General features: G+C 71.9%; 27 protein-coding genes. 16 read left to right on the forward strand and 11 right to left on the reverse strand.

The window, feature by feature from the left end:
- Nucleotides 1-225 precede the first annotated feature (225 nt).
- From ABT232_RS18225 to ABT232_RS38470, 3 genes are all read left to right on the forward strand, one after another.
- Nucleotides 226-810 carry a Clp protease N-terminal domain-containing protein gene (locus ABT232_RS18225; RefSeq protein WP_351840973.1) on the forward strand — a complete coding sequence of 195 codons (585 nt, stop codon included), beginning with the start codon at nt 226-228 and terminating at the stop codon, nt 808-810.
- A 60-nt stretch (nt 811-870) separates the two neighbouring features.
- A complete protein-coding gene (locus ABT232_RS18230; RefSeq protein ID WP_351840975.1) occupies nt 871-1,890 on the forward strand; it encodes an EamA family transporter in 1,020 nt (339 codons plus the stop codon).
- A gap of 407 nt (nt 1,891-2,297) precedes the next feature.
- Nucleotides 2,298-2,717, forward strand: coding sequence for a LysR family transcriptional regulator (locus ABT232_RS38470; protein ID WP_502975418.1), 420 nt, complete (start codon nt 2,298-2,300; stop codon nt 2,715-2,717).
- 443 nt (nt 2,718-3,160) lie between these two features.
- On the opposite strand, the gene ABT232_RS18245 is transcribed toward ABT232_RS38470, so the two are convergent.
- Nucleotides 3,161-3,844, reverse strand: coding sequence for a pyridoxamine 5'-phosphate oxidase family protein (locus ABT232_RS18245; RefSeq protein ID WP_351840977.1), 684 nt, complete (start codon nt 3,842-3,844; stop codon nt 3,161-3,163).
- A gap of 35 nt (nt 3,845-3,879) precedes the next feature.
- Here ABT232_RS18245 and ABT232_RS18250 point away from each other — a divergent pair, with 35 nt between their 5' ends.
- From ABT232_RS18250 to ABT232_RS18260, 3 genes are all read left to right on the forward strand, one after another.
- Entirely contained in the window at nt 3,880-5,211 is a 1,332-nt protein-coding gene (locus tag ABT232_RS18250; protein ID WP_351840979.1) for an aminotransferase class I/II-fold pyridoxal phosphate-dependent enzyme, read from the forward strand.
- A gap of 381 nt (nt 5,212-5,592) precedes the next feature.
- Entirely contained in the window at nt 5,593-5,766 is a 174-nt protein-coding gene (locus ABT232_RS18255) for a hypothetical protein (RefSeq protein WP_351840981.1), read from the forward strand.
- A 75-nt stretch (nt 5,767-5,841) separates the two neighbouring features.
- Complete coding sequence (locus ABT232_RS18260; protein WP_351840983.1) at nt 5,842-6,021, forward strand: hypothetical protein; 180 nt, start codon at nt 5,842-5,844, stop codon at nt 6,019-6,021.
- Nucleotides 6,022-7,404: 1,383 nt separating this feature from the next.
- On the opposite strand, the gene ABT232_RS18270 is transcribed toward ABT232_RS18260, so the two are convergent.
- Nucleotides 7,405-7,761 (reverse strand): hypothetical protein, encoded by a 357-nt coding sequence (locus ABT232_RS18270; protein WP_351841205.1) that lies wholly within the window; start codon nt 7,759-7,761, stop codon nt 7,405-7,407.
- A gap of 77 nt (nt 7,762-7,838) precedes the next feature.
- Nucleotides 7,839-8,771, reverse strand: a complete 933-nt coding sequence (locus ABT232_RS18275) for a DMT family transporter (RefSeq protein WP_351840985.1) — start codon at nt 8,769-8,771, stop codon at nt 7,839-7,841.
- Between the two features lie 97 nt (nt 8,772-8,868).
- Here ABT232_RS18275 and ABT232_RS18280 point away from each other — a divergent pair, with 97 nt between their 5' ends.
- Nucleotides 8,869-9,822: a LysR family transcriptional regulator gene (locus ABT232_RS18280; RefSeq protein ID WP_351840987.1), complete on the forward strand. Its 954-nt coding sequence runs from the start codon at nt 8,869-8,871 to the stop codon at nt 9,820-9,822.
- Here ABT232_RS18280 and ABT232_RS18285 read toward each other — a convergent pair.
- Both ABT232_RS18285 and ABT232_RS18290 read right to left on the reverse strand, forming a co-directional pair.
- Complete coding sequence (locus tag ABT232_RS18285; RefSeq protein ID WP_351840989.1) at nt 9,764-10,252, reverse strand: pyridoxamine 5'-phosphate oxidase family protein; 489 nt, start codon at nt 10,250-10,252, stop codon at nt 9,764-9,766. The two genes, ABT232_RS18280 and ABT232_RS18285, sit on opposite strands and share 59 nt — an antisense overlap.
- Before the next feature lie 129 nt (nt 10,253-10,381).
- Complete coding sequence (locus ABT232_RS18290; protein WP_351840991.1) at nt 10,382-10,792, reverse strand: Rieske (2Fe-2S) protein; 411 nt, start codon at nt 10,790-10,792, stop codon at nt 10,382-10,384.
- 169 nt (nt 10,793-10,961) lie between these two features.
- On the opposite strand from ABT232_RS18290, the gene ABT232_RS18295 reads away from it, so the two are divergent.
- On the forward strand, nt 10,962-11,735 hold the full coding sequence (locus ABT232_RS18295) for a HipA family kinase (protein ID WP_351840993.1): 774 nt from the start codon (nt 10,962-10,964) through the stop codon (nt 11,733-11,735).
- Nucleotides 11,732-12,148, forward strand: coding sequence for a DUF3037 domain-containing protein (locus ABT232_RS18300; RefSeq protein ID WP_351840995.1), 417 nt, complete (start codon nt 11,732-11,734; stop codon nt 12,146-12,148). Before ABT232_RS18295 ends, ABT232_RS18300 begins: the two co-directional genes overlap by 4 nt.
- 331 nt (nt 12,149-12,479) lie before the next feature.
- Here the strand turns inward: ABT232_RS18300 and ABT232_RS18305 are convergent, their stop codons facing one another.
- Entirely contained in the window at nt 12,480-12,959 is a 480-nt protein-coding gene (locus ABT232_RS18305; RefSeq protein ID WP_351840997.1) for an excalibur calcium-binding protein, read from the reverse strand.
- Nucleotides 12,960-13,196: 237 nt separating this feature from the next.
- On the opposite strand from ABT232_RS18305, the gene fabG reads away from it, so the two are divergent.
- From fabG to ABT232_RS18330, 5 genes are all read left to right on the forward strand, one after another.
- Nucleotides 13,197-13,958: a 3-oxoacyl-ACP reductase FabG gene (gene fabG / locus ABT232_RS18310; RefSeq protein WP_351840999.1), complete on the forward strand. Its 762-nt coding sequence runs from the start codon at nt 13,197-13,199 to the stop codon at nt 13,956-13,958.
- Nucleotides 13,959-13,971: 13 nt separating this feature from the next.
- Complete coding sequence (locus ABT232_RS18315) at nt 13,972-14,724, forward strand: SDR family oxidoreductase (RefSeq protein ID WP_351841001.1); 753 nt, start codon at nt 13,972-13,974, stop codon at nt 14,722-14,724.
- Between the two features lie 241 nt (nt 14,725-14,965).
- Nucleotides 14,966-16,546, forward strand: coding sequence for an ABC transporter substrate-binding protein (locus tag ABT232_RS18320; protein ID WP_351841003.1), 1,581 nt, complete (start codon nt 14,966-14,968; stop codon nt 16,544-16,546).
- Nucleotides 16,547-16,627: 81 nt separating this feature from the next.
- Entirely contained in the window at nt 16,628-17,311 is a 684-nt protein-coding gene (locus ABT232_RS18325) for a uracil-DNA glycosylase (protein WP_351841005.1), read from the forward strand.
- A 112-nt stretch (nt 17,312-17,423) separates the two neighbouring features.
- Nucleotides 17,424-17,960 (forward strand): hypothetical protein, encoded by a 537-nt coding sequence (locus ABT232_RS18330; RefSeq protein WP_351841007.1) that lies wholly within the window; start codon nt 17,424-17,426, stop codon nt 17,958-17,960.
- Nucleotides 17,961-19,003: 1,043 nt separating this feature from the next.
- On the opposite strand, the gene ABT232_RS18335 is transcribed toward ABT232_RS18330, so the two are convergent.
- Both ABT232_RS18335 and ABT232_RS18340 read right to left on the reverse strand, forming a co-directional pair.
- Nucleotides 19,004-19,513 carry a hypothetical protein gene (locus ABT232_RS18335; RefSeq protein ID WP_351841009.1) on the reverse strand — a complete coding sequence of 170 codons (510 nt, stop codon included), beginning with the start codon at nt 19,511-19,513 and terminating at the stop codon, nt 19,004-19,006.
- A gap of 198 nt (nt 19,514-19,711) precedes the next feature.
- Nucleotides 19,712-20,347 (reverse strand): TetR/AcrR family transcriptional regulator, encoded by a 636-nt coding sequence (locus ABT232_RS18340; protein ID WP_351841011.1) that lies wholly within the window; start codon nt 20,345-20,347, stop codon nt 19,712-19,714.
- A 103-nt stretch (nt 20,348-20,450) separates the two neighbouring features.
- On the opposite strand from ABT232_RS18340, the gene ABT232_RS18345 reads away from it, so the two are divergent.
- Together ABT232_RS18345 and ABT232_RS18350 are read left to right on the forward strand one after the other, a co-directional pair.
- A complete protein-coding gene (locus ABT232_RS18345; protein WP_351841013.1) occupies nt 20,451-21,632 on the forward strand; it encodes an FAD-dependent monooxygenase in 1,182 nt (393 codons plus the stop codon).
- 10 nt (nt 21,633-21,642) lie between these two features.
- Nucleotides 21,643-22,557 (forward strand): Gfo/Idh/MocA family protein, encoded by a 915-nt coding sequence (locus ABT232_RS18350; protein WP_351841015.1) that lies wholly within the window; start codon nt 21,643-21,645, stop codon nt 22,555-22,557.
- Here the strand turns inward: ABT232_RS18350 and lnt are convergent.
- The 3 genes from lnt to ABT232_RS18365 form a co-directional block, all read right to left on the reverse strand.
- On the reverse strand, nt 22,472-24,058 hold the full coding sequence (gene lnt / locus ABT232_RS18355) for an apolipoprotein N-acyltransferase (protein WP_351841017.1): 1,587 nt from the start codon (nt 24,056-24,058) through the stop codon (nt 22,472-22,474). The genes ABT232_RS18350 and lnt overlap by 86 nt on opposite strands.
- A 67-nt stretch (nt 24,059-24,125) precedes the next feature.
- Nucleotides 24,126-24,602, reverse strand: a complete 477-nt coding sequence (locus ABT232_RS18360) for a nuclear transport factor 2 family protein (RefSeq protein ID WP_351841019.1) — start codon at nt 24,600-24,602, stop codon at nt 24,126-24,128.
- 173 nt (nt 24,603-24,775) lie between these two features.
- The gene (locus tag ABT232_RS18365) at nt 24,776-26,836 is read right to left on the reverse strand and encodes a restriction endonuclease (RefSeq protein ID WP_351841021.1); all 2,061 of its coding nucleotides are present in this window, start codon (nt 26,834-26,836) and stop codon (nt 24,776-24,778) included.
- Between the last annotated feature and the right edge of the window lie 162 nt (nt 26,837-26,998).

Below are 26,998 nucleotides of genomic sequence, written 5' to 3' on the forward strand. Positions count from 1 at the left end.
CACCCTTGCCGCGACCCGACGTACCCCTGGCGCCCCGTGGACTTCTCCACGGGGCGCTTCGGTGTCGGGGGCGTGAGGCAAGGCGGCGCGCGCCCCTGGGGAAGATACGGCGTGATCTCATCCGCAGGGAGGAGATTCCGGCCGTGGATGTCCGCTCTGTGTGGGACGAGAAGATGCGTCCTGCCGGGGATGTCACGCTCCGCGCGGACTGATGGGGTGGGGGATGTGCAATCCCGTATTCCCCGGCAGTCGGGCCAGGACCTGGACGCCCACCGTGTGGACGACGATGCCGGGCTCAGTGCGGAGCTGGCATCGGTGCTCGCCGCTGCCCGCAGAAGGGCCGTGCGGGACCGGGACCCGCAGATCGACACCGCCCATCTGCTCCACTCGCTGCTGGAGTACGACCCCGAGGCGCGCGCCGCGCTCGAGGGCGGACCGCAGCTCGCCCGGCTGCTCGGCTACCTGGTGCAGCGCAGCATCGGCTACGGACTGCGCTGGCAGGGCGGCGTCGAGGACTCGGCGGCCCTGCCCGTGGCGCCCGGCGCGGAGGGGTACTCGCCGGTGGCCGCGGCGGCGATGGCGTACGCCTGCGGGCGGGCCAAGGGGCGCGGTGACGTCCGGGCGTGCGGGCTCGACCTGCTGGCCGGCATCGTCGTGGACCCGGCGGCGCGGGCGGTGGAGGTGCTGGACCGGGCGGGCGTCGACGTGGCGGAGCTGCGGACGCGGATCGACGGCCCGGGGCTGCCCGGCCCGCTGCTCTTCGAGGACTCGCCGCGGCACTACGTCCGGGACGGCGAGGCCGGCCTGTGAGGTCCAGCCGGTGAGACAGGTGTCAACAGGGATGACGCTCATGTCATCGCCTGTCATCATGTGCCGGTGCAGAAGTCTCAAAGCAGTCAGGGCAGCCGCGGCAAGGGCCTCGGGCTCGGCCTCGCGCTGATGTCGGCGGTCGCCTTCGGCGGGTCCGGAGTCGCGGCCAAGCCGCTGATCGAGGCCGGCCTCGACCCGCTGCACGTGGTGTGGCTGCGCGTCACCGGCGCCGCCCTGGTGATGCTGCCGCTCGCCGTACGGCACCGCGCGCTGCTGCGCCGCCGCCCCGCGCTGCTCGCCGGGTTCGGCCTGCTGGCCGTGGCGGGCGTGCAGGCCTGCTACTTCGCGGCGATCTCCCGCATCCCGGTCGGGGTCGCGCTGCTCGTCGAGTATCTGGCGCCCGCGCTGGTCCTCGGCTGGGTGCGGTTCATGCAGCGGCGGCCGGTGACGCGGGCGGCGGCGCTCGGCGTGGTGCTCGCGGTCGGCGGGCTCGCCTGTGTCGTCGAGGTGTGGTCGGGGCTGCGCTTCGACGCGCTCGGCCTGCTGCTCGCGCTCGGCGCCGCCTGCTGCCAGGTCGGCTACTTCGTCCTGTCCGACCAGGGCAGCGACTCCGGCGACGACGCCCCCGACCCCCTCGGTGTGATCGCCTACGGGCTGCTCGTGGGCGCCGCCGTGCTGACCGTCGTCGCCCGGCCGTGGGGCATGGACTGGCAGGTGCTCACCGGTACCGCGCGCATGGACGGCACTCCGGTCGCGGCCTGGCTGCTGCTCGCCTGGATCGTCCTCGTCGCCACCGTCGTCGCCTACGTCACCGGGGTGCTGTCGGTGCGTCGGCTGTCGCCGGCGGTCGCGGGGGTCGTGGCGTGCCTCGAAGCGGTCGTCGCCACCGTGCTGGCCTGGGTGCTGCTCGGCGAGCACCTGTCGGCGCCGCAGGTGGTGGGCGGCGCGGTGGTGCTGGTGGGCGCCTTCATCGCGCAGTCCTCGACGCCCGCCCGCTCGACGCCCGCCCGCTCCGGCACCGAGCCGGTGGCGAGCGGTGCGCCGGAACGGGAGATGTCCGCTCGCGGAACGTCCGCCTGAGCGCCGCTCCCGGCGCCGTCAGGGGGCTCTTGCGGCCTCCCGGCCGGTCGGGCCGTGGAAGCGGCACGCCATAGCGGTCCTGTTCGGGCAGGAGGCTGTTGAAGGACTTCGCGCCCGGCGCGATCCGGCCCAGGGCACGGAAACAGCCGAACGGACGAGGAGGGGGCCGCGGTCGGGCGCCGTCGGCGTCCTCGGGGAGGGTGAGGCGACGCCCAGCGCCCCCGCCCCGCCTCGGTCGCGTCAGCCGTCAGCCGTCAGCCGTCGGCCGTCGGCCGTCGGCCGTCGGCCGGCAGTCGGAAGCCGCCGCCGTGCGGCAGCGGTACGTGCTCGGGTTCCTCGGGCCGGACGATCGGCGCGTCGTGAGGGGTGCCGGTCCTGCTGGTGTCTCCGGTGCGGCCGTCGTGGCGGTGGCCGAGGAAGGTGGATCCGGCCGGGCCGCGGAACGGCTGGGCGTCGTCCAGTCGGCGGTGAGCCGGCGGGTCCGCCGCGTGGAGCGGCAGCTCGGTGTCCCTCTTCGAGCGGTCCACCAGCAGGGTGCGGCCCTCCGGCGCGGGCGAGCGGTTGCCGCCCGAGGCGCGCGCCGCGTTCGCCGCAGCGCAGCGGGTGCGGCAGGTGGCCGCGGACGTCGTGGCCGGGGCGGACGGAGTGCTGCGGCTGTGCACGGGCCCGGGGGCCGGGTTCACCGGATCGTGGAGGATCTGGCGGCGGCGGCCCCACGGTTGCGGGTCCGGCTGCGGCGACTGCCGCTCGCCGACCGGCTGCTCGCGGTGCGGGAGGGTGAGCTGGATGCCGCACTGGTGCGCGGGCCGCTGACGGACTTGGGCTGACGCTGCTGCCGTTGTGGCGGGACCCGCTGTGCGTCGTGCTGCCCGGCGACCATCCGTTCTCGGCCGCGCCCGCCCTGGGCCTGGAACAGTCGGCGGGCCTGACGCTGCGGCTCGCCCCGCGCGAGCGCGACCGGCCCTCCCACGACCTGGTGACCGGCGCCCTGCGCGCCGCCGAAGCGGAGCCGGTGCCGGGGTCGCCGTTCACCCCCTCCGGGAGACGCTCACCGAGATCAGGACCGGGGGGCCTTCCCGGAGCGTTTTCTACGACGTGGTCGGAGCGCCGTCGGTGCCTCGCGTGGCCGTGCGGCCGCTGGTCACCTCGGCGGACGTGCCGTCCGGTCCGCCGTCCGCGCCGCTGCGGCTCCTGCTGGGCGCGGTGGCTCGCACGGACGAGGAGCGGCGGGCGACGGCGCGATCCGGGAGGCGGTGACCGGCCGGTGGGGTCAGAGCGCCGAGAGGTAGTCGGGCACCGGCGTGTCGGCGGCGAGGGCGGCGTCGGCGACCGGGGTGTCGTAGCCCTTGCGGAGCGGGACGACGCCGGCCCAGTGCGGCAGGTCCAGGTCCTCGGGCTCGTCGTTCACCCCGCCGGTGCGCAGCTTGGCGGAGACCTCGTCCAGGTCCAGGCGGATCACCGCGGTGGCGGCGAGTTCCTTCTTGTTGGCGGGGCGGGAGTCCTGGGCCCGGCCCGGCACCACGTGGTTCACCAGCGCGTCCAGGGCCTCCCGCTTCTCGTCGGGGTCCGTGACGTCGTAGGCGAGGCCGTGCACCACGACCGACCGGTAGTTGATCGAGTGGTGGAAGGCGGAGCGGGCCAGGATCAGCGCGTCGACATGGGTGACCGTCAGGCAGACCGGCAGGCCCGGGTCGGTCTGGCCGGTCATCCGCAGCGGGCGCGAGCCGGTCGAGCCGTGCACGTAGAGCCGCTCGCCGACCCGGCCGAAGAGCGTCGGCAGGACGACCGGGGCGCCGTCGCGGACGAAGCCGAGGTGGCAGACGTAGGCCTCGTCGAGTATCGCGTGCACCAGTTCCTTGTCGTACCGGGCGCGGTCGGCGGAGCGCGTGGGGACGGTGCGGTCGGTCGGGGTGTACGCGGTGGGCAGCGACGGCGTCTGCTGAGTCCCCTGCATGGCGCTCTCCATTGCACTAGTGCATAATTGGCTTTGTGCTAGGAGAATATCCGATCAGAGGTCGGCGCGCAGCAGAGATTTCCGCGAGCGTCGAGGAAGCGGTGGCGGGCGGCGACCTGGAACCGGGTCAACTCCTGCCTCCTATGCGGGAGTTGGCGGCACGGCTCGGCGTGAACCCGAACACCGTCGCGGCCGCCTATCGCGTCCTGCGCGAGCGCGGGGTCATCGAGACCGACGGGCGCCGGGGCAGCCGGGTGCGCGCCAAGCCCGCCACCACCGGGCGCGAGTACATCCGGGTGGAGGTGCCGGAAGGGGTGCGCGACGTGGCCGCCGGCAACCCCGACCCGGCGCTGCTGCCCCCGCTGGCGGCGGCCTTCGCGGCGGCGGCCGAGCTGGGCGACCGGCAGCCGGTGCTGTACGGCGAGACGGCGGTGGAACCGGAGCTGGCCCGCATCGCGCGCGCCGACCTCGACGCCGACGGGGTGCCCGGCGGGCCGGTGGCGGTCACCTCCGGATCGCTCGACGCGATCGAGCGCGTCCTCGCCGCGCATCTCAAACCCGGTGACGCGGTCGCCGTCGAGGACCCCGGATGGGGCAGCCTCCTCGATCTCGTCCCGGCGCTCGGCCTGCGCACGGTCCCCGTCGGCGTCGACGACGACGGACCGCTCCCCGACGACGTCCGCGCCGCCCTCACCGCCGGGGCCCGCGCGCTGATCGTCACCGACCGGGCGCAGAACCCCACCGGTGCCGCGGTGACCGCCGCCCGCGCGCGTGCCCTGCGGTCCGTGCTCCGCGAGTACCCGGACACCCTCCTCGTCGAGGACGACCACGGGTACCGGATCGTCGACCTGCCGCTGCACCCGCTGGCCGGTGTCACCCGGCACTGGGCCGTGGTGCGTTCGGTCGCCAAGGCCTACGGCCCCGATCTGAGGCTCGCCGTGCTCACCGGCGACGAGATCACCGTGGACCGCGTGCGCGGCCGGCAGCGGCTCGGGCCCGGCTGGGTCAGCCGGATCGTCCAGCGGGCGGTGGCGCGGCTGTGGGCCGACGGCGCGGTGGACGCGCGGGCCGTGGCGGCGGCGTACGGGCGGCGCCGCAACGCGCTCATCGGCGCGCTGCGGGAACGCGGGATAGCGGCGTACGGGCGCAGCGGGATGAATGTGTGGATCCCGGTGCCCGACGAGACCGGAGCCGTCGCCCGGCTGCTGCACGCGGGCTGGGCGGTCGCACCCGGTGCCCGGTTCCGGATGAACGCCCGGCCCGGGATCCGGGTGACCGTCTCGGGGCTGACCGAGCCGGAGACGCTCGCGCTGGCGGAGGCGGTCGCCGCGGCGGTGGGGCCGGGAGCGGGGCGCGGTCACATGTGAGGCGAGGCGGCGGGCTCACCGTCGGGCGGCAACTGCCGATCACGGGACGGCAGTTGCCGCTTTCTCATGCGAAGTGCGGTCGCGTACCGGCGCCCGTCGGCACCGGACAAGCGCCGCTTTCCCGACATCGGGTCAACAGCCCCAGGAGGGCCCAACTCCACGCGCACGAGCCACATTTCAGCAGATCAGAGCCGTTCGGAAAGGGTCTCGGCAAACTGTGACGAAATGGTGGGGACCTGTGGCCCGGCGGAATGAGCGAGGACGCCGCCAGGGACGGTCTCCGGCAGTTCTCCCACAAGGGGCATCTGGAGCGGGTCGTGATCACCGGCAGGGACTTCGTGATCGACGAGGACTTCTAACCCAACCCGGAGAAAGATTCCGATGACAGATTTCGCGCAGTACGACGGTTACAAGCTTGACTTCGACTTCTATGTCGGGCCCGCGCGGCAGGACGACTTCCGAAGCAGGGAGTTCGGCGACCGCCTGTGGGCGGACGTGTCCCGCATCCTGGGGACGCCTTTCGACGGCGGGACGATCACACCCGACAGGTACTAGGGATACAAATACTGGTTCGACAACGACGACCTGAGCTCCTCCCTGTACTCGGGTCCGCGGGAACCGGATTCGGGCGTGCTGGATCACGTGCCCGCGATGCTCACCGTGATCTCACGGTCGGACGACGTCGCGAGTTCGGAGCTGGCGGAGCGGCTCTACGCCGGGCTGACCGCGTCGGACGACTACGTCGTGGTGGTGTTCGCGTACGACGGCATGCCGATCGCCGCCAACTTCGACATCGGCGACGACTGGTGAACCTGGCCGGCGGTGATCCTGGTCATGACGGCGCCCGTGACCGGGGCTCCGTCAAGTTTCGTGCTTGCGCAACAACCCAGAAACTCACGGAACCTGATCAAGTCCTGGCCGGGCTGGGATGGCACGCGGAATGCCAACGAGTTACCATTCGATGCGGACGTGGACAGTATTATTGGAGCTGGGGTCGCCGCTGATCGTAATCTTGTAGTGCAGGTTAACAGCGGCCGGCACGGCAAACGACAAGCCCGCATCATCGGTACCGTTCGTAGCCGTTTCTTGCCTATCGGCGTAGGTTGCGCCTTGGTCATCCTCAGACCATATGTCGACGCTGATATGTGTTGCGTATGCGCTAGAGAATGAGAACGATACAGAGGTCGAGTTCTGATTGACAATCTTGCCATCGACGGGAGTGAAGCTCGACATTTGAAATGACGAAGTAGACATGATCTCCCCGCTGACTCCGGACGGGACCGCCATTTACCCCAGGCCTGATGATGCGCCAGTGCCCCTCCATGCAGGATCGGCGCAGTTATGACCAGTCGGAGTCAAATATGGAGAATCGGACTCCTGCGATTCCTTCTGGATTTTCACCGGTTCCTCCTGAGCAGCCCCCGCCTCCTTCCGCTGAAAGGAAATAGTGGGCGGCCGTCGGATATGGGGTATGTCCCACATCGTCTTGCTCCAGATCCCAATTGATGAGCTGTGTCTCTTGTCCCCCTGGCGCGATCGAGCCGAAAGTCCCATCAGTGAAATTTCCGGTCCCGAAGGGAGCTGCCGTAAGTCGCACTGTGCCGCCCGTGGCGATAGTGCGACTTGATTTGTTGAATATCGTTGCCGGTATCGTAGCGCTGGACGCGTTCGAGTCCACTACGGCCGCGTCGATCTCTGTCATCGCGCATATCCAATCTCGCGGTTCTCAGCAGGTGCGGCGGCGATACGCCGTGCTGGCGCGGTGGTCGTGCGTTACTTCCAGGATGAGCCATATGACCGGTCCCGCAACTTCGCGCAACCATGCCATTTGGTTTCTGTCAACCTGTTCGAGAACAGCGCGAGTTGACGTGGGTGCTGTGAACCTCAGGTAGTGGTGTGGGTGATGCGCCGGTGCGGGAAGTGCGTAAGGGACATCCCGTATCTCCCCGTCGGCGACGGTCAGTTCCCCTATCCGGCGACGCTGCTGGACCTGCACTCCAAGCGGCTGGTGGGCTGGTGGATCGCCGCCCCATATGCGCACCGAACTGGTCATCGACGCCCTCAGGACGGGAGCCTGCGCGGAGCGATCATGCACTATCAAAGGGGGAACCCCTGTGAAGTCCCGAATAAAGCGTCGGTTCGCGCGCATGGCGCCGATGGTCTTCCGGGGATGGCTGTGCAGGGCTCATCAAGTTACGTGCGTTTTTGGGTTGTTGGTGACGCCCAGGGCGGCGAGAGCTCGTTCGGGTTCGTGGCGAATGGCGCGGGTGATCTTGGCGATGTGGCGGCGGCGAGGTCGACGGGGCGGGTTTGACGGGCGGCGAGGCTGGTGACCGCGTAGACGTTCTCGCGGGTTTCGGGCCGGCCGGTGGGCTTGCGGCGGCGGTGGACCCGGATGGCGAGGTGGGCATGGGGGAAAGCGATGCCACCGAGGTTGTCGGCGATGGTGCAGGTTTTGATCGAGCGGGAGTCGCGGCGGCCGTGGGCGGTGGCGGAGGCGGTGTGCTGGACCTTGAACGAGGTCGCGAACCCCCGTGCCTGCTCTGCCATCCGCCCCTACCGGCCTGATCGTCAACCCTCCACGCAAGCACGGAACTTGACGGAGCCCTGGCTCGTGACGCCGCCCGTCACTTCGGACGGACCTGCGTCAGCGCCGCGCCCGCCAGCACGATCGCCGCGCCGACCGGGGTCGACCAGGTCAGGGACTCGCCGAGGAGGGCGACTCCGGCGGCGGTGGCGATGACCGGGATGAAGTAGGTGACCATCTGGGCGGTCGTCGGGCCCACCTCGGCGACCAGGCCGTACTGGATGAGGACGGCGACGCCCGTGCCGAGCGCGCCGAGCGCCGCGACCGCCAGCAGCGGAACCACCGGGAAGGTGGCCGGGAGGGTGGTGAACAGCGGCGTGACGACGGCCAGTTGTGCCGTCGCGAGCAGCAGCTGCGCACCGGTCAGCGACAGGTTCGAGTGGCCCGAGCCGGCCAGCGTGCGGCGGACGTAGATCCAGCCGACCGGGTAGCTCAGCGAGGCCAGCAGGGCCATCGCCGTGCCGCCCGCGTCCAGTCCCGCGAAGCCCTGCCAGGCGCCGAGCACCGTGAGGACACCGAGGAAGCCGAGGCCGAGCCCCGCGACCCGCACCCGGGTCGGCCGGTCCTCGGAGAGCGCCACCAGGGACAGCACCATGCCCCACAGCGGCGAGGTGGCGTTGCAGATGCCGGCGAGCGTGGACGGGATGGTCAGCTCGGAGTAGGCGAACAGCGAGAACGGCAGGGCGTTCAGCAGGAACGCGGCCACCGTCAGATGGAGCCAGGTCCGCGCGCCGCGCGGCAGCCGCTCCCGCTTCACCGCCATCGCCGCCGCCAGCACCGCCGTCCCGAACACCAGGCGCCCGAGGGTGACCTGGAAGGGGGCGTACCCGTCGGTGCCCACCTTGATGAGCAGGAAGCTGAATCCCCAGATCAGCGACAGCACGCCGAAGCGGATACGCCAGTCGAGGGCGCGGCGGGGGCGGGGGAGCGCGGGGGGCGACGGGACGCGGGTGATGGAGGCGACGGTGGTCATGGACCCCACGATGCTGGAGATGATCTCGTAGCACAATCGAGATTTCGCACCCGATATCTCGTAGCGGAGCTTAAATGTCCGGCCGTAGCATCGCCGCATGCTGAACCTGGACCGACTGCGCACCCTCGACGCCCTCGCCCGGCACGGCTCGGTGAGCGGTGCCGCGGAGGGACTGCACATCACGACCTCGGCCGTCTCCCAGCAGATGGCCAAACTGGAGCGGGAGGTCGGACAGCGGCTGCTCGCCAAGCACGGCCGGGGTGTGCGGCTGACCGACGCCGGCCGGCTGCTCGCCGAGCACGCGGCGCGGATCCTGTCCCAGGTGGCGCTCGCCCAGTCCGATCTGGAGGCGCAGCGCGGGCAGGTCGTCGGCGAGCTGCGGCTGTCGGCGTTCCCCACCGCCGCGCGCGGCCTCTTCCCGGCCGCGCTGGCCGCGCTGCGCGCCGAGCACCCGGCGCTGCGGCTGCGGTCGTGCGAGCGGGAACCCGAGTACGGCGTCCGGGGCGTGATCCGCGGCGACCTCGACCTCGCCGTCGTCCTCGACTGGTACAACAAGCCGATGCCGCTGCCAGACGGCCTCGTCAAGGCGTCGATCCTGGACGATCCGGCGGACGTCGCCGTCCCGGCCGGCCATCCGCTCGCCGGGCGCGACGAGGTGGACCTCGCGGAGTTCACCGAGGACGAGTGGATCACCTGGGGCGAGGGCGAGTTCTGTCACGAGTGGCTGATGTTCACCCTGCGCTCCAAGGGCATCGAGCCGATCGTCGGCCACCGCGCCGCCGAGACCCACACCCAGCTCGGGCTGGTCGCCGCCGGACTCGGGGTGTGCGTGATCCCGCTGCTGGGACGGCAGCCGATGCCGCCTGGCGTGGTCGCCCTCCCGCTGCGGCAGCGGGTGCGGCGGCACGTGTACGTCGTCTGGCGCTCGGACGCCGACCGCCGCCCCTCGATCCGGGCGGCGGTGCGGGCGCTGCGGGCGGCGGGGGAGCGGGTCACCGGGCAGACGGATCAGCAGGCGGGGAGGCCAGTTTCCGGAAGTCCCACGACCTGACCGCGTCCGGCGTCAGCCGCAGCCAGGCGTGCCGGCCGTCGTGCGGCAGCGTGTCCAGGCCGAAGTACTTCCGCGCGAACAGCGCCTCGACCGAGGCCAGTTCGGGGTGCGGCTCGCCGGTGCGCGGGACCTCGCCCACGAACTCCGCGGCACCGGACAGCTCGGCGCCGCGCAGCTCGTCGTACTCGTGCCCGGCGTCGACCACCACCGCCAGCCGGGCGTGACGGCGCAGGTCGGCCCAGCGCTTGCTGCGGGTGAGCGAGTACAGCCACAGCGAGGTGCCGTCCCAGACGAACCAGAGCGGGCTCACATGCGGGGTGCCGTCGGCGGAGACGGTGGCGACACGGCAGGTGCGCTCGGCGGTCAGGAACGCGTCCAGCTCGCCGGGCGCCATCATGATCTTCCGGCCCCGGCGCTGAGTGGCGGTCATCGAGAACCCTTTCGCAGGACGGCACCTGAGAACACCCCAGAGGTTGCCGGCCAAGGATGGGGGCGGCGGGCCGCCGACGGCAAGACGACCGGCGGAGTCCGGCCGTCCCGGCGGCGCCCGCGCCGCCGCTCACGCCAGCGTGATCTCGTCACCGTCCACGGTGATCTTCTCGGCGGGCAGCGGCTTGGTCGCGGGGCCCTTCTTGACACTGCCGTCGGTGGCCGAGAAGTGGCTGTCGTGGCAGGGGCAGATGATCAGCCCGTCCCGGACGTCCTTCACCGCGCAGCCCTGATGGGTGCACTTCGACGAGAACGCCTTGAACTCGCCCGCCGACGGCTGGGTGACCACCACACCCTCGTCGGCGAAGACCTTCCCGCCGCCCTCGGGGATGTCGGCGGTCCTGCCGAGCACGGTGCCGGACGCGCCGCCGTCGTCCGACCCGCACCCGGCCGCCGTGACGGCGAGGCCCGCCGCCCCGGCCGCCGCCAGCACGGTGCGGCGGGCCGGACCCGACCCGGGGTGAAGCGATTCCGTGGGCATGTGAGGTTCCCTTCCGCGGATTTCCTGAGCCGTTCGGCCGTCGTGACGTCCAGCAGTACGGCCGCCGGGCGGGTCCGGTTCAGCCGCCACGCGGGTCTTCACCCGATAGAGACCCGCGGCCGTGCCGGGCCGGGTCCGGCGACCTCGAACGCCCCAGTAACCTGGGGCGATGCTCAAGGAAGTCATCGCGACCCGCTTCATCACGCCGCTGCGTGAGGGCGGCTCGCTGCCGGGACTCGTCGAGGCCGACGACTTCGGGACGTACGTCCTCAAGTTCACCGGAGCCGGCCAGGGACGCAAGACCCTCGTCGCGGAGGTGGTCTGCGGGGAGCTGGCCCGCCGCCTCGGCCTCCGGATGCCCCGGCTGGTCACCGTCGACCTCGACCCGGACCTCGGGCTCGGCGAGCCCGACCCGCAGGTGCAGGAACTGCTGAAGGGCAGCGGCGGGACCAACCTCGGCATGGACTTCCTCTCCGGCGCGCTCGGTTTCGACCCGCTCGCCTTCACGGTCGGCCCCGAGGAGGCCGGGCGGATCGTCTGGTTCGACGCGCTCGTCAACAACGTCGACCGCTCCTGGCGCAACCCCAACCTGCTGATGTGGCAGGGCGACCTCTGGCTGATCGACCACGGCGCCACGATGATCTGGCACCACAACTGGCCGTCCGCCGACACCTCCGCCGCCCGCCCCTACGACGCCACCGACCACGCCCTGCGGTCCTTCGCGCCGGACGTCCGGGCGGCCGCCGCCGAGCTCGCCCCGCGCGTCACCGAGGACCTGCTCGCCGAGGTCACCGCCGAGATCCCGGACGCCTGGCTGGCCGACGAGCCCGGCTTCGCGACACCGGACGACCTGAGGAAGGCGTACGCCCGGCCGCTGCTCGCACGCGCCGCCGTCGTCCACGAGCGCATCAACGGCATCAGCGGCATGGAGGGGACCAAGTGACCGAGCGCCACATCATCAAGGGCAGCCGGCGCAGCGACCGGGACGTCTTCGAGTACGCCCTGCTGCGGGTCGTGCCGCGGATCGAGCGCGGCGAGTGCATCAACGCCGGCGTGCTCGTCTACTGCCGGGCCAAGGCCTACGTCGGGGCCCGCACCCACCTCGACGAGGCGCGGCTGCTCGCGCTGGACCCGCGGGCCGACGTGGCCGGCGTACGGGCCGCGCTGCGCGCGGTCGAGGGGGTCTGCGCCGGCGGCGAGGCGGCGGGCCAGGCCGCGGCCGACGACGCGGGCCGGCGCTTCCGCTGGCTGATCGCACCCCGCTCGACGGTGGTACAGCCGGGCCCGGTGCACACGGGACTGACCACCGACCCGGCGGCGGAGGCGGGGCGACTGCTGGAGTTGCTGGTGCGGTGACCGGGTCGGCTCTGGGGCGGTGCTGACCGGCCAGCGGAGGTGCGGCAGTGCCATGTCCGGCCGCCGTCCAGCGTCGGTGCGTGCCGGCAGCCGGGCTGTGCCGGTGCGCTGACTGGTTGTTGTACTCGTGCCGCTGCGCTGACCGGTTGCCGTACCTGTGCCGGTGCGCTGGCCGCTGCCGTACCTGTGCCGGTGCGCTGACCGGTGGCTGTACCTGTGCCGGTGCACTGACCCGCTGCCGGACCTGTGCCGGTGCGCTGGCCCGCTGCCGGACCTGTGCCGCCGTGCCGGCCCATGGCCTCGCCTTGCCGTCGGCAGTGCCGCGTGGGAGTCAGCTTCTGCGGCGGCGCTTCACCAGGTACGCGGTGGTGAACAGGGCGCCGGCGACGAAGATCGCGCCGACGCCGACCTCGCGGGCGCTCGGGCCGGAGTCCGAGGCGCCGCCCAGCCCGCCCCGTACACCGCGCGTCGGCGTGGGCGTAGGGGCCGGTGGTGTCGGCGCCGCGGTGGTGGGGGCGGCGGTGGCGGTCGGGACGGCCGGTGCGGGGGTCGTGGGCCGGCGCGGGGCGTACGTCGAGGACGTGAGGGCGTCGGAGCGCCGGGGCAGCGCCTCGCAGGCGATGTTGTCGTCCGGGCCGGGGTCCTCGTCGAGGCGGTGGGGGTCGCTGCGGTCCGCGTCGAAGACGGCCTGCGCGTCCTCCTGGTAGGCGAAGTTGCTGCAGTCCACGTCCTGCGCGTGAGCGGGTTCGGCCAGGGGCACGAGCGCGAGGAACGCGATCAGCGTGCCGGCGGCTCCGGTGCGACGGCGCATGGAGCGCCTCCTTTCCGGCCAGGAATGGCCACCCGTTCGACGCTAGGGGCCACGGCGCGGGGTGGCGCGCAGCCGTAGGCCGATCGGATGGCCGGGGGGAATCGATCACACCCGCGCCGTCGGACGTTGACACCGGGTGCCAGGGCTTCTAGCGTCACGTCTGCTGAAGGTACTAAGCGGTCGCTCACCGAGTGGACGACCGTCAGAGCCGCATCCCAAGGGCGAGGAGAAGCAGCAATGTCCACCACTGAGCAGCGGGTCGCGGTCGTCACCGGTGCCGCGCGCGGCATCGGCGCCGCCACCGCCGTACGACTGGCGGCCGAGGGTCACAAGGTCGCCGTGATCGACCTGGACGAGGCCGCCTGCAAGGACACCGTCGAGAAGATCACCGCGGCGGGCGGCGAGGCCCTCGCGATCGGCTGCGACGTCTCCGACGAGGCGCAGGTCGAGGCGGCCGTCGCGCGGATCGCCGAGGAGCTGGGCGGGCCCACGATCCTCGTCAACAACGCGGGCGTGCTCCGCGACAACCTGCTGTTCAAGATGAGCGTCTCCGACTGGGACACCGTCATGAACGTGCACCTGCGCGGCACCTTCCTGATGTCGAAGGCCTGCCAGAAGCACATGGTCGACGCCGGCTTCGGACGGATCGTCAACCTCTCCTCGTCCTCCGCGCTCGGCAACCGCGGCCAGGCCAACTACTCGGCCGCCAAGGCCGGTCTGCAGGGCTTCACCAAGACCCTCGCCAAGGAGCTCGGCAAGTTCGGCATCACCGCCAACGCCGTCGCCCCCGGCTTCATCGCCACCGACATGACCGCCGCCACCGCCGAGCGGGTCGGCATGGGCTTCGAGGACTTCAAGGCCGCCGCCGCCACCCAGATCCCCGTGCAGCGCGTCGGTGAGCCCGAGGACATCGCCAACGCCGTCGCCTTCTTCGCCGGCGAGGCCGCCGGATTCGTCTCCGGCCAGGTGCTGTACGTGGCCGGCGGCCCGCTCGACTAGGGAACACATCACCATGACTGAACTCTCCGGCAAGGTCGCGCTCATCACGGGCGCCAGCCGCGGCATCGGATACGGCGTGGCCGAGGCGCTGGTCGCCCGCGGCGACCGGGTCTGCATCACCGGCCGCAACGAGGACGCCCTCAAGGAGGCCGTCGAGAAGCTCGGCGCCGACCGGGTCATCGGCGTCGCGGGCAAGGCCCACGACGAGGCCCACCAGGCGCTCGCCGTCGAGCGCACGATGGAGGCCTTCGGCCGGGTCGACTACCTGGTCAACAACGCCGGCACCAACCCGGTCTTCGGGCCGATCGCCGACCTCGACCTGAACGTGGCCCGCAAGGTCTTCGAGACCAACGTCGTCTCGGCGCTCGGCTTCGCCCAGCGCACCTGGCACGCCTGGCAGAAGGACAACGGCGGCGCGATCGTCAACATCGCCTCCGTCGCGGGCCTCGCGCCCTCGCCGTTCATCGGCGCGTACGGCGTCAGCAAGGCCGCGCTGATCAACCTGACGGTGCAGCTCGCGCACGAGTTCGCGCCCAAGGTGCGGGTCAACGCCATCGCCCCGGCGGTGGTCAAGACCAAGTTCGCGCAGGCGCTGTACGAGGGCCGCGAGGAGGAGGCGGCCGCGGCCTACCCGCTGGCCCGGCTCGGCGTGCCGTCGGACATCGGTGGCGCCGCCGCGTTCCTCACCTCCGGGCAGTCCGACTGGATCACCGGTCAGACCCTCGTGGTGGACGGCGGCATCTTCCTCAACGCGGGTGTCGCCTGACGGGGTTAAATTCCTCGCAGAACGGGCGTCGTCTCCCGTCGATATCCATTCGTGCTCCGCGCGTGACGGGATCGATGTTGACGGAGACGGCGCCCGTGTCGAGTTTTGATGGGTACACAGGGGGCTGACAACGTCGTCACGGGAAAGGTGATCAACTACCTCCCGCAGAGACGGTTCGCCGGAGCGTAGTGCTGCGGTACTGTCTGCCGACCTTTGGTGTGGCAGATCGAGGAGCGTGCGCGTGTTCAACCGGAACCGATGCCTGCGGCAAGTGGCGGCGATCGCTTCCATATCCCTGGTGACCGGCTGCGGGCTGTTCTCCGACAGTGGCGAGGCCGATGACGGCCCCATCGTCGTCGGGACCACCAGCGCGCCCAGCACCCTGGACCCCGCCGCGTCCTGGGACGGCTCCTGGGAGCTGTTCCGGAACATCTACCAGACGCTGCTCAGCTACCCGAACGGCTCGACCACCCCGCAGCCCGACGCCGCCGAGAACTGCGCGTTCACCGACACCACCAACCGCACCTACCGGTGCGAGCTGCGCAAGGGTCTGAAGTTCTCCGACGGCAGCACGCTCGACGCGCAGGCCGTCAAGCACTCGATCGACCGCATCCTCAGCATCAAGGCGCCCAGCGGACCCGCCGGGCTGCTCGGCAGCCTGGCCCGGGTGCAGGTGCGCGGCGAGCGCGAGGTGGTCTTCCACCTCAAGACCGCGGACGCCACCTTCCCGTTCGTGCTCGCCACCCCGGCGATGTCCATCGTCGACCCGGACAAGTACCCCGCCGACGCGCTGCGCGAGGGCACCGAGGTCACCGGCTCCGGTCCGTACACCCTGCAGGCGTACAAGGAGAACGACCGGGCCGAACTGGTCCGCAACGACCACTACGACGGCTTCGCGGAGCGCCGTAACGACGCGGTGACCATCCGGTACTTCCAGGACTCCGGCGCCATGGTCAAGGCGCTGAACGACCAGGAGATCGACCTCACCTACCGAGGTCTGGCCGCCGACGACATCCTCAAGCTGCAGAACCGGGACGCCGACCAGACCGTGCAGCTGGTCGAGGGCTCCGGCATCGACATCAGCTACCTGGTGTTCAACCCCAGCGACCCGTGGGCCGGGAAGGCCGCGGTCCGCAAGGCGATCGCGCAGATCGTGGACCGGCCGACCATCGCCCACAAGATCTACAAGGACACCGTGGACCCGCTGTACTCCATGGTCCCCAACGGCATCAACGGCCACACCACGGGCTTCTTCGACGACTACGGCGACCCCGACGCCGAGAAGGCCGGCGCGATCCTCGCCGAGGCGGGCATCACCGAGCCGGTCCCGCTCACCTTCTGGTACACCACCGACCGCTACGGCTCCGAGACCGCGGTGCTCTTCCAGGAGCTGAAGCGGCAGCTGGAGGCCTCGGGCCTGTTCAAGATCACGCTGAAGAGCCGGCCCTGGAAGACCTACGTCGAGGGCTACCAGAAGGGCGAGTACGCGGTGTTCGGGCGCGGCTGGTTCCCCGACTTCCCCGACGCGGACAACTACATCGCGCCGTTCGTCGGCAAGGAGAACGCCCTCGGTACGCCCTACTCGGCGCCCGAGATCACCGAGGACCTGCTGCCCCGCTCCCGCCGCGAGAGCGACCGCGCGCAGGTGGAGGGCGAGTTCGAGGAGGCCCAGCAGGTCCTCGTCGACGACGTGCGGCTGCTGCCGCTGTGGCAGGGCAAGCAGTACGTCGCGGCGAGCGAGGAGATCTCCGGTGGCGAGCGCGCGCTCGACCCGTCGACGATCATGATGATGTGGGAGCTGGACCGCAAGACCAGCTGGTGAACAGGCCCGCGGAGCCGGTTGTCAGTGGTCGCCTGTAGGTTCTGAGAACTGCAAGCGACCGCACACCGTAAGGAAGTTGACGTGACCGACATCGCCATGCTGCCCGAGTCCTGGCGCGGGGTCCTGGGCGACGAACTCCAGAAGCCCTACTTCAAGGAGCTGACGGAGTTCGTGGAGGAGGAGCGGGCGAAGGGTCCCGTCTACCCGCCGCGCGAGGAGGTCTTCGCCGCGCTGGACGCCACACCGTACGAGCGGGTGAAGGTCCTGGTCCTCGGCCAGGACCCGTACCACGGCGAGGGCCAGGGCCACGGCCTGTGCTTCTCCGTGCGTCCCGGGGTGAAGACCCCGCCGTCGCTGCGGAACATCTACAAGGAGATGCAGCAGGAGCTGGACCTGCCGGTCCCCGACAACGGCTATCTGATGCCGTGGGCCCAGCAGGGTGTCCTGCTGCTCAACGCGGTGCTCACCGTCCGCGCGGGCGAGGCCAACTCGCACAAGGGCAAGGGCTGGGAGAAGTTCACCGACGCGGTGATCCGCGCGGTGGCCGAGCGGCCCGACCCGGCGGTCTTCGTCCTGTGGGGCAACTACGCGCAGAAGAAGCTCCCCCTGATCGACGAGACCCGCCACGTCGTGGTCAAGGGCGCCCACCCCTCCCCGCTGTCCGCCAAGAAGTTCTTCGGCTCCCGCCCCTTCACCCAGATCAACGAGGCGATCGCCCAGCAGGGCCACGAGCCGATCGACTGGCGGATCCCGAACCTCGGCTGACGCCGCCGGCCACGATCCCCTCGTGTCGTACGGAGCCGCCTCGGGGGGATTGTCCGCGGGTGCGGTTAGCGTCGGGTGCGACGGGACCGGCGGCGAGCGGGCGGAGGGCGCGGTGGTGGAACGGCGGGAGCAGGCGGTGCCGGACACGCTGATGGGGCGGATCGGGCAGGTCGTCATGCTGCATCACGCGGGCGACCGGGAAGAGGCGCGGCTGCGGTTCCTCCAGCTCTGGGCGGAGATCGGGGAGGACGGGGACCCGCTGCACCGCTGCACGCTGGCGCACTACATGGCCGACGCCCAGGACGACCCCTCGGACGAGCTGGCCTGGGACCTGCGTGCCCTCACCGCGGCGGAGGAACTGAGCGACGACCGGCTCGCCCTGCACGAGGGCACCCTCGCCGTGCGGGCGCTCTACCCCTCGCTGCACCTCAACCTCGCCGCGGACTACGTGAAGCTCGGCCACTCCGACGCCGCCCGCACCCACCTGCGCCGAGCCCGCCGCGCGGCCGACGCCCTGGCCGACGACAGCTACGGCGACGGGGTGCGCGCGGCGATCGGGCGCCTGGAGTCGAGACTGGGGGAGGGGGACTTTGACGAGGGCCCGCCGGGCGGCGGAACCTGGGGCCCGCCACCACAACACCGGCCCTGACGGCCTGGACGCCCACCTCGCCGAGTACGTCTTGGCGGAGGGTTGTCGACCAGTGCCTGGCGGACGCCCGCCGACCAGGTCCCGGCGGACTTCCGAGGACCAGGACCAGGACCAGGTCCTGGCGGACCCCCGCCACGGCTCCCGGCTCACCGGCACTACTGAGGGCTGCCGGATCAGCGCACTGTCGGCGGCTGCGGTACAGCGGCATCGCCGCCGATCGCCGCGCGGCGGTGCGGTGCATGGCTTCGCGATCGGCGGGTGCGCCTGCGTGTGCCCGGGTCATCGCACCGCTCGCGGCTGCCGCCGGCTGAGTGGCATCGCTGACGAGTGCCGCGCTCTGCGATGCCGCCGATCGCTCTGGCTCGGCGGGAGCGCCTTCGAAGCTCGGCTCAGCGGCGTCGTCGGCGCAGACCGCGTGCGGTGCCGCGGATGGCTTCGCGTTCGGCGGTAGTGCGTTCGATTGCCGCGCCTCAGCGGCATTGCCGGTGGCTGCCGGTTCAGCGGCGTCGCTGCTGAGTGCCGCGCTCTGCGATGCCGCCGATCGCTCTCGCGGCACTGCCGGTGGCTCCCGGTTCAGCGGCCTCGCTGCCGAATGCCGCGCTCTGCGGCACCGCCCATGGCTTCCTCGCCCGGCGGTACCGCTTTCAAGTGCCCGGTGCGGCGGCACCGTTCCCGCGGCTCCCGGCTCAGCAGCATCGCCGCCGATCGCCGCGCCCAGCGGTACCGCCGACGGCTCCCGGCTGAGCGGCAGGTCGAGCGCGCCGCTGCCGACAGCCCCCGACAGACCCGCTCACCGGCATTGCTCCCCACTGGCCCGCGCACCGGCACCGCTCCCGACCGCCCCGCGAACCGGCACCGCTCCCGAGCCCCCGCTCACCGGCACCACCCCCGCCGCCCCACTCAGCGGCACCGTCCCCCACCTCGCTCAGCGGCACCGTCCCCCACCTCGCTCAGCGGCACCGTCCCCCACCTCGCTCAGCGGCACCGCTACCACCACCCCGCTCACCGGCACCGCCGCTATCAACCGCGCCGCCGCCCCCGTCTCACCGCCCGTACGTCTCGCCGCAGATCACGGACTCGGGGCTGTCGGCGCGCCAGCCGCCGTATTTTCTGCCCAGGGCGCAGACGTCCTCCTGGCTCTTGGGTACGTCCTTCGCGATCTCCCGGCCGACGGATTCCGGGACGTCGGGAACCCTGGTTCGCGGCGGGTCGGTGCGGCGGGGTTCCGGGCGACGGGGGCTCGGCGGGTGCGGGGCGGGCTTCGCTGGGGACGGGGGCGGCTCCGCGGTGGGCGCGGGGGTGTGTGAGGTGGGGCGGTGCGGCTCGGAGGTGGGGCGTTCCCGCTGTCGGGGCGGCCCGACGCGTTCCAGTGCCTCCAGGGCCGGCGCCTGCACGATCTGCGGTTCGGCGTGCGGTGCGGGCGGCGGAGGCGCCGGCTGGGACGGCGCGGTCGGCGGACCCGGCACGGGCGGGCGCTGGACCGTCACACAGCCGGCGAGGGCCGAGACAGCCACGGTGACCAGGAGGGTTGCGGTGGTCGTCGTTCGATGCACCCGCGCAACAATGCTGGCTCGGGCGCACCCGGGCACGACGGACCGGCGGAGCTTACGCCGTACGGGTGATCTCCGCCCCCGCAGGGAGGGGCAGGGGCCCGCGCGGGTGACGGCCCGCTCGCCGGTGGCGCCGAAGTGTCGTGCGCTGATCGAGCCATCGAGCCATCGAGCCGGGCACGGCCGCGGCTGCCGACCGCCTCACACCGCCGTCTCCGGGCCGCCGCTCAGCATCCCGTGCAGCAGTTCCCGCAGCCCCGCCCGCACCTCGTCCAGGTTCGGCACCCGGGTGCCGTACGCGCCCGCGACACAGCTGAACATCAGCCCGTCCGCCCAGGCGACCAGGGACAGCACATGGCGGTCGGGGTGGGTGGAGCCCATCGCGGTGACGAGGGCGAGGAGCTGGTCGCGGAAGCGGGCGCCGGCCGCGTCGAAGTAGGCGCGCAGCTCCGGGCGCCGGGTGGCCTCCAGGGCCAGTTCGTAGCGGGCGAGGGTGAGTTCGCGGTTGCGGGTGAGGGCGCGGTGCGCCGCGAGGGCGAGTCCGTCCACCAGCGCGTCGAGGCCCTTGCCGGGGTCCGGCATCTCGTGCAGCGCCAGCACCCGCGCCTCGCGGTCGGCGAGCCGGCGCACCGCGAGCTCCAGCAGCGCCTGCCGGGTGCGCGCCAGGTTGGACGTGGAGCCCTGGGGCAGCCCGGCGGCCTCGTCGACCGCCCGGTGGGTCAGCCCGCGCATCCCGCGCTCGGCGAGCAGGGCGAGGGCGGCGTCGGCGACGAGGTCGGCGCGCGAGGCGCCGGTGGACGAGTCGGCGGAGGTGCCGGTGGAGGCGCGTACGGACATGGAGGTCAACCTACCCGCACCCTCCCGCCTTCACTACGCCTGTAGTACAGTCGGCGGCAGGTCGCACTACACTTGTAGTCGACGTCCGTGACGAGGAGGAGCCATGGCACAGTCGAGGCACGCCGTCGTGATCGGCGGCGGCATCGGAGGCCTGACCGCGGCCGTCGCCCTGCACCGCGCAGGCCGCCGGGTCACCGTCCTGGAGCGGGCCCGTTCACTGGAACCGGTCGGCGCGGCCATCTCGCTGGCCCCCAACGCCCTGCGCGCCCTGGACGTCATCGGCCTCGGCGACACCGTCCGCGACCTCGCCGCCTGGCAGGGCGACGGAGGCCTGCGCACCCCGAGTGGCCGCTGGCTCGCCCGCACCGGCGCCGCCGAGGCGCAGCGGCGCTTCGGCGGCCCCCTGGTCCTGCTGCACCGGGCCACCCTGATCGACCACCTGGCCGCGCTGCTCCCCGAAGGCACCGTCCGCACCGCCGCCGAGGCCACCCTCGCCGACCCCGGCGACGCCCGCCGCCCGGCCCGCGTGACCACCCCCGACGGCGAGCTGGAGGCCGGCCTGGTGGTCGCCGCCGACGGCATCCACTCCGCCGTACGCAGCAGCCTGTTCCCGCACCATCCCGGGCCCGTCTACGCCGGCTTCACCACCTGGCGGATCGTGATCCCCGTGCCCGGCGTCGCCTTCGCCTCGCACGAGAGCTGGGGGCGCGGCCGGATCTGGGGCACCCATCCGCTCAAGGACGGCCGGGTCTACGCCTACGCCGCCGCCGTCACCCCGGCGGGCGGGCGCGCGGACGACGAGCGGGCCGAACTGCTGCGCCGCTACGGCGACTGGCACGACCCCATCCCCGCCGTGCTCGCCGCCGCCCGGCCCGAGGACGTGCTGCGCCACGACGTGTTCCACCTCGCCGAACCGCTGCCCGCCCTCCACCGCGGCCGGGTCGCCCTCCTCGGCGACGCCGCGCACGCCATGCCGCCGACCCTCGGCCAGGGCGGCAACCAGGCCATCGAGGACGCGATCGTCCTCGCGCACCACGCCGACGACCTCCCCGCCTACACGGCGGCCCGCCTCCCGCGCACCGCCGCCATCGCCCGCCAGGCCGTCAAGGTCGCCCGGCTGAACATGACGGACAACCGTGCGCTGATGGCCGTACGCGACTTCGGCCTCTCCGTCCTGTCCAAGGCCGGGCCCGCGTTGTTGCTGCGCGGCTTCGACGGGATCGCCGACTGGCGGCCGCCGCAGCCGCCGTATGCTTCCGTCGGGACGGACGCGAGCACGCGGTAGAGGAGCGCCAGTGAAGGTCGGTTGTATCGGACTCGGAGACATCGCGCAGAAGGCGTATCTGCCGGTGCTCGGCACCCTGCCCGGGGTCGAGCTGCATCTGCAGACCCGTACGCCCGCGACGCTCGTCCGGGTCGCCGACGGCCTGCACCTGCCCGAGGGGCAGCGGCACACGGACCTCGACTCCCTCCTCGCGCAGGACCTCGACGCCGCCTTCGTGCACGCACCGACCGCCGTCCACCCGGAGATCGTCACCCGGCTGCTGGAGGCGGGCGTACCGACGTACGTCGACAAGCCGCTCGCCTACGAACTCGCCGACTCCGAACGGCTGGTGACGCTCGCCGAGGACCGCGGAGTGAGCCTGGCCGTCGGCTTCAACCGGCGTTACGCGCCCGCCTACGCGCAGTGCGCCGACCATCCGCGCGAGCTGATCCTGATGCAGAAGAACCGGGTCGGGCTGCCCGAAGAGCCGCGGTCGATGATTCTCGACGACTTCATCCACGTCGTGGACACCCTGCGGTTCCTGGTGCCGGGGCCGATCGACGACGTCACCGTGCGCGCCCGGCTCCAGGACGGGCTGCTGCACCACGTGGTGCTCCAGCTCGCCGGGGACGGCTTCACCGCGCTCGGTGTCATGAACCGGCTGAACGGCTCCACGGAGGAGATCCTGGAGGTCGCCGGGCAGGACACCAAGCGGCAGGTGGTCAACCTCGCCGAGGTCATCGACCACAAGGGCCAGCCGACCGTGCGGCGGCGCGGCGACTGGGTGCCGGTGGCCCGGCAGCGCGGCATCGAGCAGGTCGTCCTGGCCTTCCTCGACGCCGTCCGCGCGGGCAAGGTGCTCAGTGCCCGGGACGCGCTGGCGACTCACGAACTGTGCGAGCGGGTGGTACACGCGGTTCTGGAGCGTTCCGGCCCGGCCGCCTGACCGCCCTCGCGATCTCGGCGGCGGCGAACCCGGCGAGCACCAGCAGCGCCGCGTACACCGGCCAGTCGCCGTAGCGGACGTACGGCGTCGTCCCGTCGGCCAGCGGCACCTCGTACACCCGGGCGGCGCTCTCGTCGGTGCCGAGCCAGGCCCCGATCCGCTGACCCTCCGGTCCGTACACCGCGGAGATCCCGGTCAGCGTCGCATGGGCCATCGGGCGGCCGGTCTCCGCGGCCCGCAGCGCGGCCAGCGAGGCGTGCTGCGCGGGCGCCCAGCTCTGCTGGAACGTGGAGGTCGCCGACTGGGCGATCAGCAGGTCGGCACCGGCACCGGCGTCGGCTCCGGCGGCGGCGAGCTTCCGGCTCATGTCCGGGAACGCCGACTCGAAGCAGACCATCGGGCCGACCCGCAGCCCGTCGCCCACGTCCATCACCACCTGCTCGGTGCCGCGCCGCCGGTCCTCGCCGGCCGCCTCGCCGACCGAGGTGGCCCAGCCCAGCAGCGACCGGGCCGGGACGTACTCGCCGAACGGCACCAGCCGCATCTTGTCGTACCGGTCGCCGGTGACCCCGCCCGGTCCGACCAGCACCGAACTCTTGTAGATCCCCGGCCGGTCCGAACGCCGCGCGTCCACGTTCACCAGGACCTGGGCGCCCGTCTCCCGCGACAGGCCCGCCAGGCGCTTCGCCAGATCGGGCCGCGCCGCCAGATCATGGCCGACGCTGCTCTCGCCCCAGACGATCAGATCGAGGTCCTGCCCGGCCAGCCCGCGGGTCAGCTCCTCCTCGCGGTCGAACCGCTGCCCGGGGCCGGCGATCACGCCCGGCTGCACCAGCGCCACCCGGGCCTCGCCGCGCACCTCGGGACGCGGCGACCACGACCAGGCCGCCGAGGTGGCCGCCGCCGTCGCCAGCAGCCCGGCCAGCGCGGGCACCCGCGCGGCACGCACCGCGATCAGCACCGCGACGGCCGTGTTGACCGCCACCACCAGGAAGCTCAGCAGCCACACCCCGCCCACCGAGGCCAGCCGCAGCGCCGGTTCCACCTGCCACTGGCTGGCGCCGATCACACCCCACGGGCCGCCCAGCCCGTGCCAGGAGCGGACCAGCTCCACCGCCAGCCAGCCCGACGGCAGCACCAGCAGCGCGGCCGCGACCCGGCCCGGCGCGGGCGCCCCGCCCAGGAAGCGGCGCACCAGCAGGCCCCAGGGCGCCCAGAGCGCGCCGAGCAGCGCCGCGAGCACGAAGGTGAACACATGCAGGTTCGGCAGCAGCCAGTGGTGCACGGCCAGCATGAAACCGAACCCGCCGCACCAGCCGTCGTACAGCGCCCGCCGCCGCGTCGGCGCCGACCGGGTCAGCAGGATCCACGGCACCAGGGCGACGTAGGCGAACCACCACAGGGCCGGGCCGGGGAAGGCGAACATCGGCAGCGCGCCCGCCGCGACGGCCAGCAGCGAGCGCCGCCACGGGCTGACGAGCCACTGCCCGAACGTCTTCATACGGCGCCTCCCTGCCCGTTTGTCCAGTGTGCGCGCTGCGAACGATCTCGGTACAGAGGGCGCCCGCTCAGTTGATCACAGGCGCCACGGTCCGCTCGGGCAGGCGACGCCACTTCTCCCTCATGATCACCTCGCTCAGCCGCCAGCCGTCGTCCGTCCGCAGCAGTGCGAACGAGTAACGGCCGCCGCACACGAGATCGAGTGCCCCGGGAACGCCGTCGGATCCCAGGGGATTCAGGTAGTCGGCCTCCACCCGGGCCGTGTCGCCGGTGTCCCGCTCCAGGACCCCGAACCGCACCCGGCGATTGACGATCAGATGCTGCCGCACCGGGAACGCCCGCATGCTCTCGGCGAGCCACCCGGCGACCCGGCTCGCCTCGCCCTCCATCCCGCCGGCCGAGCGGTAGTCCGCCCGCCCGTCCGGGGTGAACAGCCCCCGGTACGCCTCCCAGTCGCCGTCGTCCACGGCCACCGCGTAGTCGGTGACCAGCTCGTCCACGGCCAGCCGGTCCATCACGGTCGCGAGCTCCACGCGCTGCGTCATCGGCTCAGTGTTGGGCACGCGACCGGTCCCGCCAAGAGGGCGTGCGGCACGCACCGCCCGGTGGCTCCGACCGGGTGGCGGGGCGCGACCGGCGCCGTGAACGATCAGCGGAGGGACATCAGCCGCCTTCGCAGCACCGGCCGTTTCGAAGGATCAGAGCGCCGGCCGGCCGCTCACTCGACGTCGATGCCGTAGTCCTGCACCAGCTCTGCCAAGCCGCCCGGGTAGCCCTTGCCGCCGAGGACGAAGTCCCAGTCGCCGTTGGACCTGAGGCGGAAGGAGCCGAGTACCAAGGCGGTCTCGTGCGGCCGTCCGTCGGAAACCTCAAGACGTCCCAGCTCGGTCATCCCCGGATCAAGAAGCCGGATGCGCGCATCGGTGAAGCCCGAGAGATCGGCGTTCGGGTCGACCTCTGGGTCGATGGCGGCCACGAGCACAAGCCGGTCCGCCGCGTCCGGCAACCCGTCGAAGGACACGCAGATCGCCGCCTTGTCCGGCGCCGCCGCGGGAAGGGCCCGCACTGAGCCGTCCGGCGTCCGAGGGTTGTTGTAAAAGACGAAATGTTCGTCGCTCAGGACGCGGTTGCCCTGACAGACGAGAGCGCAGACGTCCAAGGCGACACTGCCGGTCCACGCCATGCCCAAGACGTTGTAGTCGTCCGGCAGCCGACTGTCCGGCACCGCGGGCGTCGGCTGCGCCGAGACGTGTCGGTCACCCGCGCCCAGCCGGCCGCTCAGCCCATGACGATGCAGGAGATCCACCAGCTCAGGGCCTGAGATCAGTTCCAGGGGTTTGCCGTTGGCGAAGGTGTGTGAGCCGGGGCCGAACCCGGAAGTCGTCACGAGAACACCCTTGTTGGCGCCGATGTCCTGCACTGTTCCGTACAGGTCGCGCACGGCGGTGGGAGGCACCGTGTTGCGGTAGCGCTTAACCTGCACGACGATCTTGCCGCCCCGGATCGGTGTCGGATCGAGCGCGTCGACGTCCACACCGCCGTCGTTGGAGCGCTGAGTGGTCACCGCTTGCATCCCCATGGCCCGGAAGAGATCGGCGACGAGATTCTCGAAGGCGATCGGATCCATGGCGAACAGGTCCGGTTCCTCCTCGCTGCCGTGGGCGACGACGCGGCTCCCGACATCCTGTGGCCGTCTGGCCGGCCGCACTGGGGCGAGCTGGTCCGGCCGGGCCGAGAGCTGTCCGCGCAGCGCGTCAGCCAGGCAACTCTCCGCGTCCACCTGCGCGAGGTGCAGGTCATGGAACGAAGAGCGCGATGCCATCACGGTCGCGAGGAAGATGTGGCCCGGTCGGCCTGTCGTGGGGTTGTGCCCGTCGACGAAGCCGTTCGCAGCCACCGACTCCAGCGCACCGTGCTCATCCGCGGCGAACAGCTCGTGCAGGACCAGCAGCATGCACTGGGCGAGGACCTCCCGGTACAGAGCACGGCGCTGGCCCACCGGGCGGGGAGTCTCCTTGTCCTGGTCGACACCGGACAGGTACCGAACGGCCTTGACCTCCGGCACGACGCTGTAGGCGGGCAGCTCCCAATCCAGTACCAGTTGCCGGGCTGCCGGGTCGTAGGCTGCTGCCACCTGGCGCGGGAAACCCTCCGGCCACGCTGTCGATGCGTAGAGAGCGGCGGAGAAGTACTCGATCACGGAATCAGGATCCCTGCGCCTCACGCCGTCGGAAATCGCGACGACCCCGGCGTTGTGCCGGCGCACCTCGGCCAGTTGGGCATCGGCCCACTGCTGGTAGTCCCGCTGGTACGAGGCCAACTGCTGTTGTCGGTGGGCCTCCGCGGCCTGGGCAGCCTGCCAGTCGTGCTCGAAGCGCGCTCGTGCTTCGGCCTGAGCCTGGGCCCGGCGACTCGCGGTCCAGCCACTCTGCGTCTGGTAGTGACTGAGATCGGGCATGGGCACGGGTCGCGCCAGGGGTCCGGGAGCGAAGGGTTGGACCTCCTCAGGTCGTATGAGTGAGGCAGCTCTGAAACCAGGGGTCCGGCAACCGGAGGACAGGAGACCTTGCAACGACACAACCTGCGCCTCCAACTCCTCCGTACGCCGAAGAGCCTCTGCCTGCCTGTACTCCCGGTGGCTCTGGGCAGCTCGGCGCTGGTAGGCCCGAGCTTGCTGTGCCTGCTCTCTCCGCCGTCGGGCTTCGGCTTCCAGTTGGCGCTGCTGCTGCCGTTGCATCTCGGCCCAGACGCCGACAAAACCAGTGGATCGACGACTCATGTGCCGCAAGCCCTCCCCAAGGCGGTTTGGTTGCCCCCGCAACCATGTGTGACCAGTCGACTCTAGTCAGCAATCACTCTTCCGGCCGTCCATCCGGCAAACGAGGCGCCATCGTTCCGTCGGCGCAGACCGGCTGCCGACCTGAACCGCTCCGGACCGGGG

It is taken from the genome of Streptomyces sp. NPDC001532 (assembly GCF_040298625.1).
Lineage (GTDB): Bacteria > Actinomycetota > Actinomycetes > Streptomycetales > Streptomycetaceae > Streptomyces.

What these genes read in the sequence shown, in the direction of transcription:
- ABT232_RS18340 (WP_351841011.1), bottom strand. Translation starts at nt 20,347, where the DNA reads ATGTCCGTACGCGCCTCCACCGGCACCTCCGCCGACTCGTCCACCGGC.
- ABT232_RS18345 (WP_351841013.1), top strand. Translation starts at nt 20,451, where the DNA reads ATGGCACAGTCGAGGCACGCCGTCGTGATCGGCGGCGGCATCGGAGGC.
- ABT232_RS18280 (WP_351840987.1), top strand. Translation starts at nt 8,869, where the DNA reads ATGCTGAACCTGGACCGACTGCGCACCCTCGACGCCCTCGCCCGGCAC.
- ABT232_RS18255 (WP_351840981.1), top strand. Translation starts at nt 5,593, where the DNA reads ATGACAGATTTCGCGCAGTACGACGGTTACAAGCTTGACTTCGACTTC.
- ABT232_RS18360 (WP_351841019.1), bottom strand. Translation starts at nt 24,602, where the DNA reads ATGACGCAGCGCGTGGAGCTCGCGACCGTGATGGACCGGCTGGCCGTG.
- ABT232_RS18275 (WP_351840985.1), bottom strand. Translation starts at nt 8,771, where the DNA reads ATGACCACCGTCGCCTCCATCACCCGCGTCCCGTCGCCCCCCGCGCTC.
- ABT232_RS18290 (WP_351840991.1), bottom strand. Translation starts at nt 10,792, where the DNA reads ATGCCCACGGAATCGCTTCACCCCGGGTCGGGTCCGGCCCGCCGCACC.
- ABT232_RS18285 (WP_351840989.1), bottom strand. Translation starts at nt 10,252, where the DNA reads ATGACCGCCACTCAGCGCCGGGGCCGGAAGATCATGATGGCGCCCGGC.
- ABT232_RS18365 (WP_351841021.1), bottom strand. Translation starts at nt 26,836, where the DNA reads ATGAGTCGTCGATCCACTGGTTTTGTCGGCGTCTGGGCCGAGATGCAA.
- fabG (WP_351840999.1), top strand. Translation starts at nt 13,197, where the DNA reads ATGTCCACCACTGAGCAGCGGGTCGCGGTCGTCACCGGTGCCGCGCGC.
- ABT232_RS18295 (WP_351840993.1), top strand. Translation starts at nt 10,962, where the DNA reads ATGCTCAAGGAAGTCATCGCGACCCGCTTCATCACGCCGCTGCGTGAG.
- ABT232_RS18305 (WP_351840997.1), bottom strand. Translation starts at nt 12,959, where the DNA reads ATGCGCCGTCGCACCGGAGCCGCCGGCACGCTGATCGCGTTCCTCGCG.
- ABT232_RS18270 (WP_351841205.1), bottom strand. Translation starts at nt 7,761, where the DNA reads ATGGCAGAGCAGGCACGGGGGTTCGCGACCTCGTTCAAGGTCCAGCAC.
- ABT232_RS18245 (WP_351840977.1), bottom strand. Translation starts at nt 3,844, where the DNA reads ATGCAGGGGACTCAGCAGACGCCGTCGCTGCCCACCGCGTACACCCCG.
- ABT232_RS18315 (WP_351841001.1), top strand. Translation starts at nt 13,972, where the DNA reads ATGACTGAACTCTCCGGCAAGGTCGCGCTCATCACGGGCGCCAGCCGC.
- lnt (WP_351841017.1), bottom strand. Translation starts at nt 24,058, where the DNA reads ATGAAGACGTTCGGGCAGTGGCTCGTCAGCCCGTGGCGGCGCTCGCTG.